At 58.9% G+C, this 14,355-nt stretch carries 14 protein-coding genes and 1 tRNA gene; 8 read left to right on the top strand and 7 right to left on the bottom strand.

The window, feature by feature from the left end; genetic code table 11:
* Positions 1-378: 378 nt before the first annotated feature.
* The 8 genes from ACZ46D_RS13645 (at position 379) to ACZ46D_RS13610 (ending at position 9,036) form a co-directional block, all read left to right on the top strand.
* Positions 379-1,449 (top strand): hypothetical protein, encoded by a 1,071-nt coding sequence (locus ACZ46D_RS13645; protein WP_464927989.1) that lies wholly within the window; start codon positions 379-381, stop codon positions 1,447-1,449.
* Positions 1,449-4,100, top strand: a complete 2,652-nt coding sequence (locus ACZ46D_RS13640) for a cytochrome ubiquinol oxidase subunit I (RefSeq protein ID WP_464927988.1) — start codon at positions 1,449-1,451, stop codon at positions 4,098-4,100. Before ACZ46D_RS13645 ends, ACZ46D_RS13640 begins: the two co-directional genes overlap by 1 nt.
* A 290-nt stretch (positions 4,101-4,390) precedes the next feature.
* Positions 4,391-4,642 (top strand): FeoA family protein, encoded by a 252-nt coding sequence (locus ACZ46D_RS13635; protein ID WP_464927987.1) that lies wholly within the window; start codon positions 4,391-4,393, stop codon positions 4,640-4,642.
* Complete coding sequence (feoB, locus tag ACZ46D_RS13630; protein WP_464927986.1) at positions 4,642-6,822, top strand: ferrous iron transport protein B; 2,181 nt, start codon at positions 4,642-4,644, stop codon at positions 6,820-6,822. Before ACZ46D_RS13635 ends, feoB begins: the two co-directional genes overlap by 1 nt.
* A gap of 28 nt (positions 6,823-6,850) precedes the next feature.
* Positions 6,851-7,030 carry a FeoB-associated Cys-rich membrane protein gene (locus ACZ46D_RS13625; protein WP_464927985.1) on the top strand — a complete coding sequence of 60 codons (180 nt, stop codon included), beginning with the start codon at positions 6,851-6,853 and terminating at the stop codon, positions 7,028-7,030.
* Between the two features lie 64 nt (positions 7,031-7,094).
* A complete protein-coding gene (locus tag ACZ46D_RS13620) occupies positions 7,095-7,985 on the top strand; it encodes a selenium metabolism-associated LysR family transcriptional regulator (protein ID WP_464927984.1) in 891 nt (296 codons plus the stop codon).
* A gap of 81 nt (positions 7,986-8,066) precedes the next feature.
* Positions 8,067-8,873, top strand: a complete 807-nt coding sequence (locus ACZ46D_RS13615; RefSeq protein WP_464927983.1) for a PCP reductase family protein — start codon at positions 8,067-8,069, stop codon at positions 8,871-8,873.
* Positions 8,874-8,959: 86 nt separating this feature from the next.
* Positions 8,960-9,036 (top strand) — tRNA-Arg (locus ACZ46D_RS13610).
* A 207-nt stretch (positions 9,037-9,243) separates the two neighbouring features.
* On the opposite strand, the gene ACZ46D_RS13605 is transcribed toward ACZ46D_RS13610, so the two are convergent.
* From ACZ46D_RS13605 to ACZ46D_RS13575, 7 genes are all read right to left on the bottom strand, one after another.
* Positions 9,244-10,008: a DNA adenine methylase gene (locus tag ACZ46D_RS13605; protein ID WP_464927982.1), complete on the bottom strand. Its 765-nt coding sequence runs from the start codon at positions 10,006-10,008 to the stop codon at positions 9,244-9,246.
* Between the two features lie 155 nt (positions 10,009-10,163).
* On the bottom strand, positions 10,164-10,613 hold the full coding sequence (locus ACZ46D_RS13600) for a hypothetical protein (protein WP_464927981.1): 450 nt from the start codon (positions 10,611-10,613) through the stop codon (positions 10,164-10,166).
* Between the two features lie 20 nt (positions 10,614-10,633).
* Positions 10,634-11,047, bottom strand: coding sequence for a hypothetical protein (locus tag ACZ46D_RS13595; protein ID WP_464927980.1), 414 nt, complete (start codon positions 11,045-11,047; stop codon positions 10,634-10,636).
* Positions 11,044-11,355 (bottom strand): hypothetical protein, encoded by a 312-nt coding sequence (locus ACZ46D_RS13590; RefSeq protein WP_464927979.1) that lies wholly within the window; start codon positions 11,353-11,355, stop codon positions 11,044-11,046. The genes ACZ46D_RS13595 and ACZ46D_RS13590 overlap by 4 nt, the downstream gene beginning before the upstream one ends.
* Positions 11,352-12,335 (bottom strand): reverse transcriptase domain-containing protein, encoded by a 984-nt coding sequence (locus ACZ46D_RS13585; RefSeq protein WP_464927978.1) that lies wholly within the window; start codon positions 12,333-12,335, stop codon positions 11,352-11,354. The genes ACZ46D_RS13590 and ACZ46D_RS13585 overlap by 4 nt, the downstream gene beginning before the upstream one ends.
* A 277-nt stretch (positions 12,336-12,612) precedes the next feature.
* On the bottom strand, positions 12,613-12,981 hold the full coding sequence (gene avd / locus ACZ46D_RS13580) for a diversity-generating retroelement protein Avd (protein WP_464927977.1): 369 nt from the start codon (positions 12,979-12,981) through the stop codon (positions 12,613-12,615).
* A 30-nt stretch (positions 12,982-13,011) separates the two neighbouring features.
* Positions 13,012-14,349, bottom strand: a complete 1,338-nt coding sequence (locus ACZ46D_RS13575) for a phage major tropism determinant (RefSeq protein ID WP_464927976.1) — start codon at positions 14,347-14,349, stop codon at positions 13,012-13,014.
* Positions 14,350-14,355 lie beyond the last annotated feature (6 nt).

The raw sequence follows: 14,355 nt of genomic DNA, 5'->3' as shown, positions 1-14,355 counted from the left end.
GTCAAAACCGGTCTCAAGGAATTTCCCCTCCCCGGCTCGACAAGTTTTCAACAGCCCACAACCCCAGGAAAACGGGCGTAAATCTCCTGAAAACCCTCTAAAAACTGGATATTTCGCCCATTTTGCAACCAGCCTCAAAAACCGCAAAATTCCATGTGGTTACCCCCGCAAGGCAGGAAGAAAAAATCATTTCATTAACCACTAAACATTAAACTTTTCTCTTCATATCTCAATATTACTCCTATTATCTCATTCTATCTTCTTTGTAACTCCGACCATTTTTTCTGTCCCCGGCATGCCCCTGTTCTATCGGATTTTTTCCCTGCAAATCCTTTTCATGCTATACTGAAGAAACTTTTATCCATACGGAGACCAGCCATGGACCCAGCCTTTCTTATCCCAACCCCCGACACCATTCCGGCCCCCTGGGAGTTTTTCCAGCTTCTCCTTATCCTGACCTTTTTCGCCCATCTTGTTTTCATGAACGCCATGCTGGGCAGCGCCATGATCGCCATGGTCAGGGAAATGCGGGCCCAGCCCACCGACCCGCCCCCCTGCCGGGATATTGCCGGAAAACTGCCATACACCATCGCCTTTGCCGTGAACTTCGGGGTGGCGCCTCTTCTTTTTCTCCAGGTGCTCTACGGCCATTTCATCTACACCAGCTCCATCCTCATGGGGGTGTACTGGCTTTCCATCGTCGGGTTGCTCATTCTCGCCTACTACAGCGCCTATCTTTATAAGATGGCTGGTGATCTCCCCGCCACCTCCAGAAAACGGGCTCTGGTCACAAGCCTTGTGCTCCTGTTGACAATCGCCTTTTTCTTTGTCAACAATATAACCCTGATGCAGACCCCGCAGATCTGGGGCGCCTATTTCCACCGGCCGAACGGCACCTTCCTCAACCTGGCCGACCCGACCCTCCTCCCCCGTTATCTGCACTTTGTCGTGGCCTCCGTGGCTACAGGCGGCCTTTTTCTGGCGATTCTCGCCTTCTTTCAACAAAAAAAGGGCGCAACCGGGGCTGAAAAACGGTTGCGTGCCGGGATGCAATGGTTTACCTACGCCACGGTGGTTGAAATCGGCACCGGCATCCCCTTTCTTTTTTCCCTGCCCAAAAACGTGTTCCAACTCTTTGTCGGCGGTGCCCTCCTGCACACCTCCCTTTTCCTCGCCGCCCTGATCGCGGCTTTTTTCGCTCTCTACTATGGCGCCAAGGAGCGGGTCTGGCCGGCCACCGTCGCCATGGCGGCAACTATCCTCTTCATGGTCCTGGTACGCGATCTGGCCCGGCAGGCCTATCTGGCCAAATACTTCCATCCCGCCGATCTGCAGGTCGTGCCGCAATGGTCGCCGATGTTTCTCTTCCTGGCCATTCTGGTGATCGGGGTAGCAGTGGTCATTTACATGCTCAGACTCGCGGCCCGGGTCCCTGAGGAGGTGCGCTGATGAACTATCCGGTCTGGCAGTTGGATTTTTCCGGCGGCGGCCTGCTCATCGCCCTCATCGCCGTCCTCCATGTGTACATCTCCCATTTCGCCATCGGCGGCGGCCTCTTTCTCGTACTCACCGAGATGAAGGGCTATAGGGAAGGCTCGCAACCCATTCTGGACTACACCCGGCAACACACCAAGTTCTTCCTGCTCCTCACCCTGGTGCTAGGCGCCATCACCGGGGTGGGCATCTGGTTCACCATCGCCCTCATCGCCCCGGCCGCCACCTCGATCCTCATCCACAATTTTGTCTTCGGCTGGGCCATCGAATGGGTCTTTTTTCTCGGGGAGATCGTGTCCATCCTCATCTACTACCAGACCTTCGGCCGCATGGAGCGGCGCAGCCATCTTCTCATCGGCTGGCTCTATTTCATCTTCGCCTGGCTCTCCCTCTTTGCCATTAACGGGATCATCGGTTTCATGCTCACCCCGGGGGAGTGGCTGACCACCGGCAACTTCTGGGACGGCATCTTCAATCCCGCTTTCTGGCCGGCCCTTTTCTTCCGCACCTTCCTCTGCCTGATGCTGGCGGGGCTGTATGGCTTTCTCACCTCCACAGCCATCAAGGAAGAAGCCTTTCGGTTACGCATGGTCCGCTACTGCGCCGCCTGGCTCCTTGCTCCCTTCCTGTTGTTCCTGGCCTCGGCCTGGTGGTATGTGCAGGCCCTGCCCGAGCCGCAAAGGGCATGGATCGTTAACTTCAGCCCGGAGCTGGCCCCCTTTCTCACCATCTTTCTCTGGGCTTCGCCGCTTCTTTTTTTCGGCGGCCTGATCATGGTGATCCGGCTGCCGCGCACAGCCACCCGCTCCCTGGCCGTGGTCCTGCTGCTTCTCGGCATCACTTACATGGGCGCCTTTGAGTACATCCGGGAAGGAAGCCGCCGGCCCTTTACCCTGTACGGCCACATCTACGCCAATTCCATCCTGGCCAAGGATGTCGACGCGGTCCAGACCAAGGGCATCCTGGCCTCGGCCAAATGGGTCACCAAGGAGATCACCGAGGAAAACCGGCTGGTGGTCGGCAGACAGATTTACAACATCATGTGCTCCTCCTGCCATTCCATCGGCGGCCCCATTCGCGACATCCGAAAATTAAGCGCCAAATACGAGTCCGTCTACGTGATGGAGAGCGAGATCAGCGGCCAGGGCAAACTCATCTTTGGCTGCATGCCGCCATTCCCCGGCACCGAGGCGGAGCGCCATGCCTTGGCCACATTTCTGATCGAAGGGTTGCAGGGCAAAAAACCGGCAGCACCCCCAGCAAACCTCAACGCCTCCCCGCTGGCCCCGCTGCCCTTTAACCCGGAGCAGGACGGTTACGTCCTCCTTGCCTGGAACAACCTCGGCATGCACAGCATCAGCGACGCGGACGGCTCGTTCAGCCTCATGCCTCCGGCAAACGATCTCTTTGCCCAACTCATCCGGCGCGGGCCAACCCCGGCGGTGGTCACCGAGGGAGTAGATATTATCTTCCGGGTGGAGCCGGGCTTTGAAAAACCAGCCCTGCAGGTGGATTTCTGGAAGCACCTGCCCGCTCTGTTCGGCAGGAACCTGCCTGAGAATATCGGCCTTTCTCGCCAGGGGCTTTCCGGCTTCATGCAGCTTACGCAAAAGGGGAAGTCCTTTGTCGCGAAGAATGTCCCGGTGGTTCCCTATCCCGCCCAGGGGGGATACCAGCCCTATCCGAGCTTTACCATCGAGGCCAGGGACAAGAGTACCAAAGCCCTGCTTGCCGCCACCCGCATGGTGGCTCCGGTGGCAACCGAGATGGGCTGCAAGACCTGCCATGGCGGCACCTGGCGCAAGGGCCAAGCGGGAATCTCAGCCGCCACCGCCCAGGACATCCTGACCATGCACGACCGGTTCAACAAAACCAATTTGGTGTCCATGGCCAAGGCTGGCAAGCCTGTCCTCTGCCAGAGCTGCCACCCGGACCCGATGCTGAATGCCCCCGGCAAACCGGGGTTGCTCAACCTCTCCGCCTCCATCCACGGCTTCCACGCCAACTTTTTGGGCGGCCGGGGGGCCGAGGCCTGTGCGCTCTGCCACCCCAGCAGCCCACAGGGAGGGACCCGTTTTCTCCGCGGGGTCCATCACGAGGCCGGACTTGACTGCACCAACTGCCACGGCGCCTTGGAAGACCACGCCCTCTCCCTCCTCCTTGCCGAAAAAAATGCCGGCAAACCCGGAGCGGCCCGGCTGATGCAGCACCTCACCCCAAGAATGGCGGCGGGCCTTGCCGGGATACAACCCCGCATCCCCTGGGTGCAACAACCGGATTGCCTTACCTGCCATGTCAACTTCGGACCACCGGAAGCAGACAGCGCTTTTAATGCCTGGACCAAGGGCGATGATGACCTCTACCGCAACCGGCACGATGACTCGGGCAGCATCCATTGCGCCGCCTGCCACGGCAGCCCCCACGCCGAGTATCCCGCCAGCAACCCTTACGAAAGGGAGCGGGACAACTTCGGCCCCCGGCAGTATCAGGCCAACCCCTACCCGCTGGGCGCCAACCGCAACTGCAAGGTCTGCCATACCATAAATATGGATACGGACCTCCACCACCCCAACTCCCTGGGCATGATGCGCAACACCCGGGAGTAGCAAAAACCGCTTTTCCGATTTTCCCGGTGCCCCACTTCCCATACAAAGGAGTGGGGCACCGCCATTCTGACTACCATTCGCGCTGCGCCGCCTCTAGCTGTGGCTTCTCCAATCAACCAACGCCGAAAACCCAACCCAGCCTTGCCCCTACAACGCGGAATCCTGAGCAGAAAAGTTTGGGTTGTATAATTTTATTCTATAGCCTAAAAAAGATATTGACTTCTTAACCGCGACTTTTTATTATTGCCCCTCGTCAGCCGCAATCACCACCCGCACCATGGAGAACACGCATGCCAACAATTCCCCTCCGCGAAATGCAGAAAGATCAGGCAGGCATCATCACCGCGGTCAAGGTCGGTGGCGAGCTTGGCCGGCGCATCCGCGACATGGGCATTGTTCCCGGCACCCGCATCACCATCATGGGCCGGGCTCCCCTCTACGATCCGGTGGCAATCAGAATCATGGGCGGCACCCTGACCCTGCGCAACAGCGAAGCGGATTATATTGAAGTGGAAGTCGCCAGCCCCGAGGAGAGCCTGTAATGTCACCCCTGACCATCGCCCTGGCCGGCAACCCCAACGCGGGCAAAACCACCCTCTTCAACACCCTGACCGGCGCCCGCCAGCACGTGGGCAACTACCCCGGCGTCACCGTGGAAAAAAAAGCCGGTGCCTACACCTTTGCCTCCGGCGAGCAAGCCACGATCATCGACCTGCCCGGCACCTATTCTCTCACCGCCTATTCGGTGGAAGAGGTGGTGGCCCGCGACTATCTGGTGCAGGAAAAGCCCGACGTGGTCATCAATATCGCCGACGCCTCCAACCTGGAACGCAACCTCTATCTTTCCACCCAGTTCCTCGAACTCGGGGTGCCCATGATCATCGCCCTCAACATGATCGACGTGGCCCAGGATCGCGGGATCAGCCTGGACGCGCAAAGGCTCGCCGATCTTCTCAAGGTGCCGGTCATCCCCATCATCGCCCGCTCCGGCAAAGGCACCCCCGAGCTGATGGGGGCGGCCCTGGAGCTGGCCCAAAAAAACATCCCCTGGAACCCCCTGCACATCTCCTACGGAGAAGACGTGGACCTCGCCCTGCAAACCATGGCGCAGCGCATCGCCGGAGCCGGATTCATGACCGACAGCTATGCCCCGCGCTGGCTGGCGCTCAAATACCTGGAGGGCGACAGCCAAATCCGGGAAAAGGGGCGCGCACACAATCCGGCCGTGGACGCGGAACTGCAAGAGATCGTGGCCAAGGTCTCCGAGCACCTGCACCAGACCATGGAAACCTATCCGGAGGCCATCATTGCCGACCACCGCTACGGCTACATCAAATCCGTGCTCCGCCAGGAGGTGATCACCCATAAATTCGACATCGACCGGCTCCATGCCTCGGACCGGATCGACAAGGTTCTGACCAACCGGTTTTTGGGGCCGCTCATCATGCTCGCCGTTCTGCTGGGCCTCTACAAATTCACCTTCACCTACAGCGAACTACCCGTTGCCTGGCTTGCGGCATTCTTCGGCTGGCTGAGCACCAACCTGAGCGCCTTGTTGCCGGACGGCCACCTCAAATCCATGCTCATCTCCGGGGTCATCGACGGGATGGGCGGAGTGCTCGGCTTTGTGCCGATGATCATGTTCATGTTTTTCGGCATCGCCATCCTCGAGGACTCCGGCTATCTGGCCCGGGTCGCCTTCATGATGGACCGAGTCTTCCGCATCTTCGGCCTGCATGGCAGTTCGGTCATGGCCTACATCGTGTCCGGCGGCATTGCCGGGGGGTGCGCCGTGCCCGGCGTCATGGCCGCCCGCACCCTGCGCTCCCCCCGCGAACGGCTGGCCACCCTGCTCACCGTTTCCTTCATGAACTGCGGGGCCAAGCTGCCGGTCCTCGCCCTGCTCACCGCCACCTTCTTTTCCCACAGCCAGGCCCAGCTCATGTTCCTCCTGACCCTGCTGGCCTGGGGGGTGGCGCTCACCGCCGCCAAAATCCTGCGGCTCACCGTGTTGCGCGGCGAATCCACTCCCTTTGTCATGGAGCTGCCGCCCTACCGCTTTCCCACCTTCCGGGGGTTGCTCATCCATACCTGGGAGAGAACCTGGCAGTACATCAAGAAAGCGGGCACCACCATCCTGGCCATCTCCATCCTGATCTGGGCCATGATGACCTTTCCGGGCTTGCCGCAATCGGAAGAAGCGTTCTTCGCCCAACAACGCCAGGAGGTAACCGCCTCTGCCGGCCAGACGACGGAGGCGCTGTCCCTCAAGGAAAAGCTGGCCGCCATCGACACCGCCCAGGCGGGCAGCGCCCTGCGCCACTCCTTGGCCGGCAGGATCGGCACGGCCATGGAAACCGTCAGCTGGCTCCCCGGCTTTGACTGGCGGACCAATATTGCCCTGGTCGGCGGGTTTGCGGCCAAGGAGGTCATCGTCACCACCCTGGGCACGGCCTATTCCCTGGGCGAAACCGACCCGGAGGACAATGCCTCCCTTTCCGAAACCCTGGCACAGGACCCGCACTGGAACCCGGTGGTGGCCCTGGCCCTCATCGTTTTTGTCATGTTTTACGCACCCTGCTTTGTCACGGTGGTGTGCATTTCCAGGGAGTCCGGCTCCTGGAAATGGGGGCTTTTCGCCATCTGCTTCAACACCGCCCTCGCCTTTTTGCTGGCCACCCTGGTCTATCAGGGCGGACGGGCGCTGGGGTTTGCCGGCTAACACGAACCGAGACTAAGGAGAGAACACCATGTGGCAGAACCTCATCATCCTTTTCATCATCGTGGCCTGCATGTTTTTCATCGGCCGCCGCATCCGCCGCCAGCTGAGCGGGAGCAAAACCGGCTGCGGCTGCACCTGCAGCGGCTGCGATGATCAATCCGCCAAAACAAAGAGTTGCGAGACAAAGACCCCGCCGCCCTTGCATTGAGACGATAAATGGTCTATATCGACTATAACTATCCCAACCAATAGTCGAGAGGGCCAAATTTCCCATGGATATTCATCGTCTCGAGGTCTTCTGCAAGGTCGTTGAACTGAAGAGTTTTACCAAGGCCGCCGAGGCCGTCTTCCTTTCCCAGCCCACGGTGAGCGAACATCTCCGCAGCCTGGAAGAGCTGCTCGAGGAGCGGCTGGTGGACCGCTTGGGCCGCGAAGCCCTGCCCACCCAGGCGGGACAGATCCTGTACAAATACGCCAAAAAGATCATCCGCCTCCGCCAGGAGACCATGCAGGCCATGGCCAGTTACCGCGGAGAGATGGCCGGCCATCTCTGCCTCGGGGCCAGCACCATCCCCGGCGCCTATGTCCTGCCGCAACGGATCGGCGGTTTCAAAAAACTCCATCCCGCCATCCAGATCACCCTCTCCATTGGCAACTCCCGCACCGTGGCGGACGGGGTTCTGGCCGGCGACACCGAATTCGGCGTGGTCGGCGCCCGCTGGAGCGACCCGGCCCTGAACTGGCTGGAAATCCTTGACGACGAACTGGTCCTGGCTGTGTATCCCTCCCATCCCTTTGCTAAGGAAAAGGCGGTGGACCCCGCCCGGCTGCTCACCGAGCCGATGATCATCCGGGAACGGGACTCCGGCACCCGCCGGGTCGTGACCCAGTTGCTCGAAAAACACCTGGATCTCAGCCGGCTGCAGATCGTGGCCGAGATGGGCAGCACCGAGGCGGTCCGCCAAGGGGTCAAGGCAGAGGTCGGCATCGCCATCCTCTCCCGCCGGGCCGTGGCCGAGGATATCGAACGCGGCTCCCTGGTGGCGGTGCCCTTAAGCAACATCCGTCTCTCCCGCCCGTTTTATCTGATCACCCGCAAAAACCGGCAGCCCTCCCCCATCTGCAGCACCTTTCTCGATTTTTTACAGCAAACGCCGGCGTGATCCGCCGACCTTGACTTGGATCAAGGCCTTCCATTCTTTTCCGCAGTATTGTTGCCAGACAATCAGCTTATGAGGTGAACCATGGAGTGGGACAAGGATGCGGAACAGGCCGTGGCCAAGGTGCCTTTTTTCGTCCGCAAGCGCGTGCGAAAAAGGGTGGAGGCCGAGGCGCAGCAGGCCGGAGCCGCCGTGGTAGCTATGGCGCATGTTACGGCCTGCCAGCAACGTTACCTGCACCATCAGGAAGACGAGGTGCAAGGCTTTGCCCTGGAGAGCTGTTTCGGGCAGAGCGGCTGCCCCAACCGCATCGACACCGGAGAGGATCTGGCTCAACGGCTGGAAGCCCTGCTGCGCGCGCAAAATCTCAAGGAATTCATGCAAGGCCGGGTGTCCGGCCCGCTCAAGCTGCACCATGAGTTCCGGGTTACCATGGCTGATTGCCCCAACGCTTGTTCCCGCCCCCAGATTGTCGACATCGGCCTGATCAGCGCCTCCCTTCCCAAACTGACCGACTCCCCCTGCTCGGAGTGCGGGGCCTGCCTGGCCGCCTGCCGGGAGGAGGGAATTACCCTTGCCGGGCCGGAAACCGGCCCGCAGTTCGACTGGCAGCGCTGCCTGGCCTGCGGCCAATGCGCCAGGGCCTGCCCAACCGGCGCCATCGCCCAGGGGGTCACCGGCTACCGCATCCTGCTGGGCGGCAAATTGGGCCGTCACCCGCAGCTTGGCCGCGAACTTTCCGGAATCTTTTCCGCGGAAACCACCCTGGCCATCATCGAAACCTGCCTCACCCATTTCAAGACGGAGAACAAAGAAGGGGAACGATTCGGCGAACTGCTGAACCGCACCGGTCTCGCCTTTCTCGCCCCCTATGCCCTCAAGACCCCGTAACTATCAACGAAAAATTTCAGCGGGACGATCCTTATAAACTTGTTGCCGAACAAGACAATGTGCGTTATAAATCCCATCTCATTTAGGCGCCCGTAGCTCAGCTGGATAGAGTGTCGGACTACGAATCCGCAGGTCGCACGTTCGAATCGTGCCGGGCGCACCAGAAATAGCAAGGGCTTAGGGGAAATCCTCTAGGCCCTTTTTTTCGTTCTCCGGTCGCCCTCCGGTCTTAACTTGAAATTTCTTGTTCGAAATGGGGGGGTCTACCCATTTTTTTCACTCCTTTTTTCAGGTGTAAGCTCGCACGTAAAATAAGAATTCCTTGCAAGTAAACGCAGAAAAATTCTAAATCAAAAACACCTCCACCGCATCAGTAATTCGCCACCAGCAATTCGGTGCGCGCCTTTCCCCTGGCCTTACAATTTCGGCTCACCGAATACCTCAAATGCACCTCCTCGATTTTGAATCCCTTGAATATTTCCCGCACCTCTGGCGTGTCGTTAATGGTCATCAAGAAGCGCCCCTGGATACCGGAGAGGGTGTTGGCCAGGTCATGGAAGTCCTGCTTTTCAAAGTCGTGGCGATAGCCGGGGATCTGCCAATACGGTGGATCGAGGAAGAAGAGGGTGTGCGGTCGGTCGTATTTGGGGATCAGCTTCCGGAAGTCCAGCCGCTCGATGGTCACTTGGGCGAGGCGCAGCCAAGCATCATGGATGCTGCGCTCAAGGTTGAACAGATTAAGCCGAGGAGGGCCGGAGGTAGACGTGCCGAAGGTCTGGCCAGTGACCTTGCCGCCGAAGCTGTTCTTTTGCAAGTAGAAGTAGCGAACCGCACGCTGAATGTCGGTGAGGGTTTCCGGAACCACTTGCAGCATTCTGGCGAATTCGTCGCGGCTCACCAGGCTCAACTCAAACTGGCGGTGGAACTCAAGTGGGTGGTGTTTGATCACTCGGTATAACGTAACCAGTTCCTGATCGAAGTCGTTCAGCACCTCGGACTTGGACGGCTCCTTGGTGAAAAGCACCGTGGCGCTACCGGCGAACACCTCCACATAGCAGCCATGTGCCGGGATCTTCTCGATGATGCGTTTTGCGAGTCTGGTCTTGCCTCCGAAATACGGTATCAGTGAGCCCATTGTTTCCGTCCTTGAATATGGGCAGGCATTATGCTACGTTCCGCGCTGCTGTACCACAGCATCGGGACGAAAGCAGGTATTCCTGCGGGCCTCCATTCCGTGTGTTCGCACGGATGGATGGTTCGGGGCTGTTGACGCAGCCCCCAGTCCCGTCCTTATTTCTTGCCAGAGTCCGCACCGTTGAGATATCTCAAAAGCACAGCCAACCCATCAGGACCGTGCCGCCACGGATCACCCATGCCCAATGCCGCAGCGAACGCCTCGCTACAAAACCATCTATTTATCGATTCCCGAACCCAGCCGAACAGGAACCTGATATTGCCGAGGAGGTCGTATCTCTCCCCCAGATGGCTCCTAAACCATTCGCGGGCCGTTGCCTCTTTATTCGGCGGCAGGTCGATAAAATCCCAATGTTCCGGATCGAACTCAATCCGCTTAAACCTCACCCCGCCATCCATCCACGATGCCGAGGCCGCGATCCCGTCCGAAAATATCATTTCGCAATGGCTGTATGGCCCCTTATCAATCCAGCGAACCAGACGATTATAAACCCCTGCCAGCCCTGGCCTGGTTCCCTTGTAAAATGCCGCCCTAAATTGCCCCATAACAAGCCCCCTCGTAATGGTTACAGTCCAGCCGCCGTGATAAAGAGCTGGTCAAGCTGTGCTTCTGTCAATCCCAGGGAAGGGGCCAGCAGGGACACGAAACCATTGTGCCGTTGCACTTCCTGGCTGTACTCCCACTCAATCTGTGCGGCCTCTTTCTGCGGGGATGGTAGCGCACCGATCTTGATGTCTACCTGCGAAAGAAGCCCGGCATTGAGAAGGGCAAGCCGTGCTTGACGCATAGTGACAGCACCAGGAACGATAGGCGCAGGTGGCGCGTTCACCTCAACCACCCACACCCCGTCTATAAATCGGCAATTCTCTGCCTGGGGGTCATAGGTGGGTGGTTTTAGGTTCGTACTCGTGGCCCAATCCGCTACAGCGGGCAGCGGGTTTCTAATGTGTTCCAGTGTGTCCGGGTGATAATAGTTCATGTGAACAGCCTCCTTTTGTTATTGCTCTTTCGCTCTGCAATGCGGAGCATCCTGGCAGAATTTATAAGAATTTGCGCCACTCTACGTGGAACAAATCTACTCAAAAACACCAGGACATCTGGTGTTTTTGATGAGGTAACAGCCAGCCAGAAGATTATCAGACACAAAAACAAAACTGGCGCAATCATTGCGGCCGTAATGAACAGGATCAAGCCCCAAAGCAGTTCTAAATTTGGCGGGGCACTGAACCCGGTGCCGACACAATCACTAGCTCGGCGGGGGGTGGCATCGGAAATAGCGTAGTTCATGCAGCTACCTCCAGGCGTTGCAGTAGGTTATGGGTGTTGGCCCATTTTGCGTGGCCGCGCCAGCTGGCCAGGAATCTGGTCAACTGCTCGCGGCATCCGTGTTTTTTGTAACGGGCGATCTTTTTCTTGGCCCGCGCCACCGAGGACGGGCGCAGCAGTTTGTGGGTGTGCCAGATCCGATAGCCCAGGAAGTTAAGGCCCCGCGTAATCGGGGCGATCATCCAGTGGGAAAAGTTCATGCCCATCTCGACCTGGCAGAACCATTTGATCCGAAAGCGCAGCAGTTCCAGGTACTGGCGGCTATAGGCGAAAATCACCGTGTCGTCCATGTAGCGGATAAACCGGCTTTGCTTCACGGTGTGCGCCAGGAACCGATCCAAGATGTGGCCATAGATGTTGGCGCAGATTTGGCTGGTCAGATTGCCGATGGGCACCCCAGTGCCGGTGGGTGGATGGAACAGCGCAAGCAAGTCCAGGGTCTTGCGGCAGGACACCTTTCGCTCCACCTCACGGTGCAATATGCTCCGGTCGATGCTGGCGAAGTAGGCGGCAAAGTCTATCTTGAGAAACCACGGGCTTGCCCCCTTGCGCAGCATCCGCCGCATAATGGCCTGGGCCGCCACGGCCCCACGGTGGGTGCCTTTGTTTACCCGGCAAGCGTGGCTTTGCGGCAGGAACACCCGCTCAAAAATCGGCTCGATTACTGCGGCCAGGGCATGCTGCACCACCCGGTCGCGAAAAGGCAGGGCAGAAATCTGCCTGCGCTTCGGCTCATATACGGCAAAGGTTTGCGGCTCTCCGGGCCGATAGCTGCCATCCTTGAGCGACCCCGCAAGTTGCGCGATATTGGCCGCCTCGTGCTGGCGGAAAGACAGATAACCGCTGCCATTGCGCTTGCCGTTGGCAGCACGGCGGTAGGCGGCCCAGAGTGCATCCGGATCGCAGATTTGATCAAACAGATTTCGGTATTTTTTCCCCATGATTCCCCTCGGTAATGCTGGCGCGGCTTTCGATATTTCGCTACTCACCGCTCTCCAGACCTCGTAATGTGTTTGCCGAAGCCGGTAAAGGCGGGCTGACCACCTTAATAATGGTCCGCTGCCGACGACGTGTCAGCGGCAGCGTGGTGTTGCATTGATCGTCACAGGCGGCACGGAGGCCAATGTTCCAGTTCACGTTCCACGGGTAGTTGTTCCAGTTCGAGCACCGTGAGCCAGAGTAGACGCCGTTCGTCCGATTGCCGCTTTTGCCCCACCCTTACCGTTTTTGCGCCGACTTGATCCAGGCACCAAGCATCGCCCCAACCTCGGCCAAGTGGACGCTGGCCACTTCGTACTGGCGGCGGCTTAATAGCTTGCGGCTTGGATCAGCCAACAGGCGCAAAAATCCTCTGATGGTTGCGAGCCCGGCATCCGCAAGATAGAGCCTGGATGCCTGCCCGCTTTTCGCCGCGTCATGAAACAGACCAAGCTGGCCAAGCAGGGTACGCAGCGCCTCATCGCGCAGCACTCGATGCTTGTGGCTCATGTTGAGCAGCATGGGGTAGAGGTAGTTGATCGCCCCTTCATACCGCTCGACAATCGCTAGTGCCCTTTGGCTGGTTCGTTCCATGGCGGCCTTCATCATAATTTTTTCCAAAGCCGGGCTGTCGCCCGACTACACAAGGGCCAGGTGGTCACAGGCGGCACGGAGGCCAATGCTCCAGACCACGCGCCACGGGTAGTCGCCCCAGCTCGAGCACCGTGAGCCAGAGTCGACGCCGTACGCCCGATAGCCGCCCAAGATAACGCGGACAAGGCCATAGGTGCCAAAGGTGTAAACTTGTCCTCTCCCGCCATTAACATCCTTATAAGAGACAGCTCCGGTTACATCTTGATATGCACTGCTATCATCGCCCCAGGTCCAGTGATGGCCGCTGGCCTGCTCCAACCCATATTTGCTAGTGTACCCGGCATTACGTTGGGTGGTTGGATAGGTAGCAGAGGTGGAGTCGATGGACTGATTCTCGGTTACACCGAACGACGCCTGGACAAACTCCTGCTCGCGGAGCAGCCGTTTTTTATAGGCTGCGGCAATCTCGACAAAATCCCACCACTTGGGAGTTGCATAGGTGACAGTGCCGTTGCCGCCAAACTCCAACGGCTTTTTCGGCAGTACGGTGCCGGAGGCAATATCCGTACCCGCCTTGCTGGTGCCGTTGGTCGTGTGGTTGGTGCCGCAGAAGTAGATATCCACCCAGGTTCGGCCAGCAACCAGGGCCATGCCCTTTGGGTCGCAGAGGGGTCGCCATTTGAGATCCCAGAGGGAAAAGGCGTTGATCCCGGCGATGAGATCAACATCTGCCTGGGTCCAGATCATCCCGTTGCCGGTGGTGGCGAACGAGCCGCCCGCCACGGTGGTGCCTGGAGCCACCAAGCCATAGTGGAATCCGCCAATCATCCGGCTATTGGCCGTGGTGTACCCGGTGGGCGCGGTAAATGAGGCATCGGCCCGTACGGTTCCATCGGTGCAGGCGTAGATGGCGTAGTCGGTGCCTGCGGTGAGGGTGGGCATGACCACGGCGGTGGCGGTGGCGAAGCTCACCGCCACCCCGGCCACCATGATCTTTGTGCCAGCCTTGATGGAGATGGTTGAGGCGGCGGTTTTGGCGAAGGCCACGGAGCCTGAATCGAGCTTGGCGAAGCCGTATGGGTTGTCGACTCCGGCGAGAAGACTCTGCAACTGCGCCAGCGGTACCACGTCGCTAGAGCCTACGGCAGTGGCAGCCCGGAAGAGCTGGGCTGCGGAGCCGCTTTTCATAGCAAACGAGGCGAGCATCCAGTCAAAAATCTGGTTGCCATCTGCCGGGTTAATGGTGCCCCCCAACCCCTCGACTACCGCAGCCAGCTCCTCCTGAACGGCATTCAGCCAATCTGCGGTGACGACCGTGCCCTTGGTATTGCTCGCCGGGTCTCCGGCATTAAAAAGACCGCTTGGCGTTCCTATTCTTCGCATGGTTCC

Source organism: Thiovibrio sp. Mzg5, from assembly GCF_055379285.1.
Note: the sequence above shows the minus strand (reverse complement) of the source record. Positions and strands in the feature narration are given on the sequence as shown.

Coding starts and splice junctions, on each gene's coding strand:
- feoB (WP_464927986.1), top strand. CDS start 4,642: ATGTCACCCCTGACCATCGCCCTGGCCGGCAACCCCAACGCGGGCAAA.
- ACZ46D_RS13635 (WP_464927987.1), top strand. CDS start 4,391: ATGCCAACAATTCCCCTCCGCGAAATGCAGAAAGATCAGGCAGGCATC.
- ACZ46D_RS13640 (WP_464927988.1), top strand. CDS start 1,449: ATGAACTATCCGGTCTGGCAGTTGGATTTTTCCGGCGGCGGCCTGCTC.
- avd (WP_464927977.1), bottom strand. CDS start 12,981: ATGATGAAGGCCGCCATGGAACGAACCAGCCAAAGGGCACTAGCGATT.
- ACZ46D_RS13625 (WP_464927985.1), top strand. CDS start 6,851: ATGTGGCAGAACCTCATCATCCTTTTCATCATCGTGGCCTGCATGTTT.
- ACZ46D_RS13585 (WP_464927978.1), bottom strand. CDS start 12,335: ATGGGGAAAAAATACCGAAATCTGTTTGATCAAATCTGCGATCCGGAT.
- ACZ46D_RS13590 (WP_464927979.1), bottom strand. CDS start 11,355: ATGAACTACGCTATTTCCGATGCCACCCCCCGCCGAGCTAGTGATTGT.
- ACZ46D_RS13600 (WP_464927981.1), bottom strand. CDS start 10,613: ATGGGGCAATTTAGGGCGGCATTTTACAAGGGAACCAGGCCAGGGCTG.
- ACZ46D_RS13620 (WP_464927984.1), top strand. CDS start 7,095: ATGGATATTCATCGTCTCGAGGTCTTCTGCAAGGTCGTTGAACTGAAG.
- ACZ46D_RS13645 (WP_464927989.1), top strand. CDS start 379: ATGGACCCAGCCTTTCTTATCCCAACCCCCGACACCATTCCGGCCCCC.
- ACZ46D_RS13575 (WP_464927976.1), bottom strand. CDS start 14,349: ATGCGAAGAATAGGAACGCCAAGCGGTCTTTTTAATGCCGGAGACCCG.
- ACZ46D_RS13605 (WP_464927982.1), bottom strand. CDS start 10,008: ATGGGCTCACTGATACCGTATTTCGGAGGCAAGACCAGACTCGCAAAA.
- ACZ46D_RS13595 (WP_464927980.1), bottom strand. CDS start 11,047: ATGAACTATTATCACCCGGACACACTGGAACACATTAGAAACCCGCTG.
- ACZ46D_RS13615 (WP_464927983.1), top strand. CDS start 8,067: ATGGAGTGGGACAAGGATGCGGAACAGGCCGTGGCCAAGGTGCCTTTT.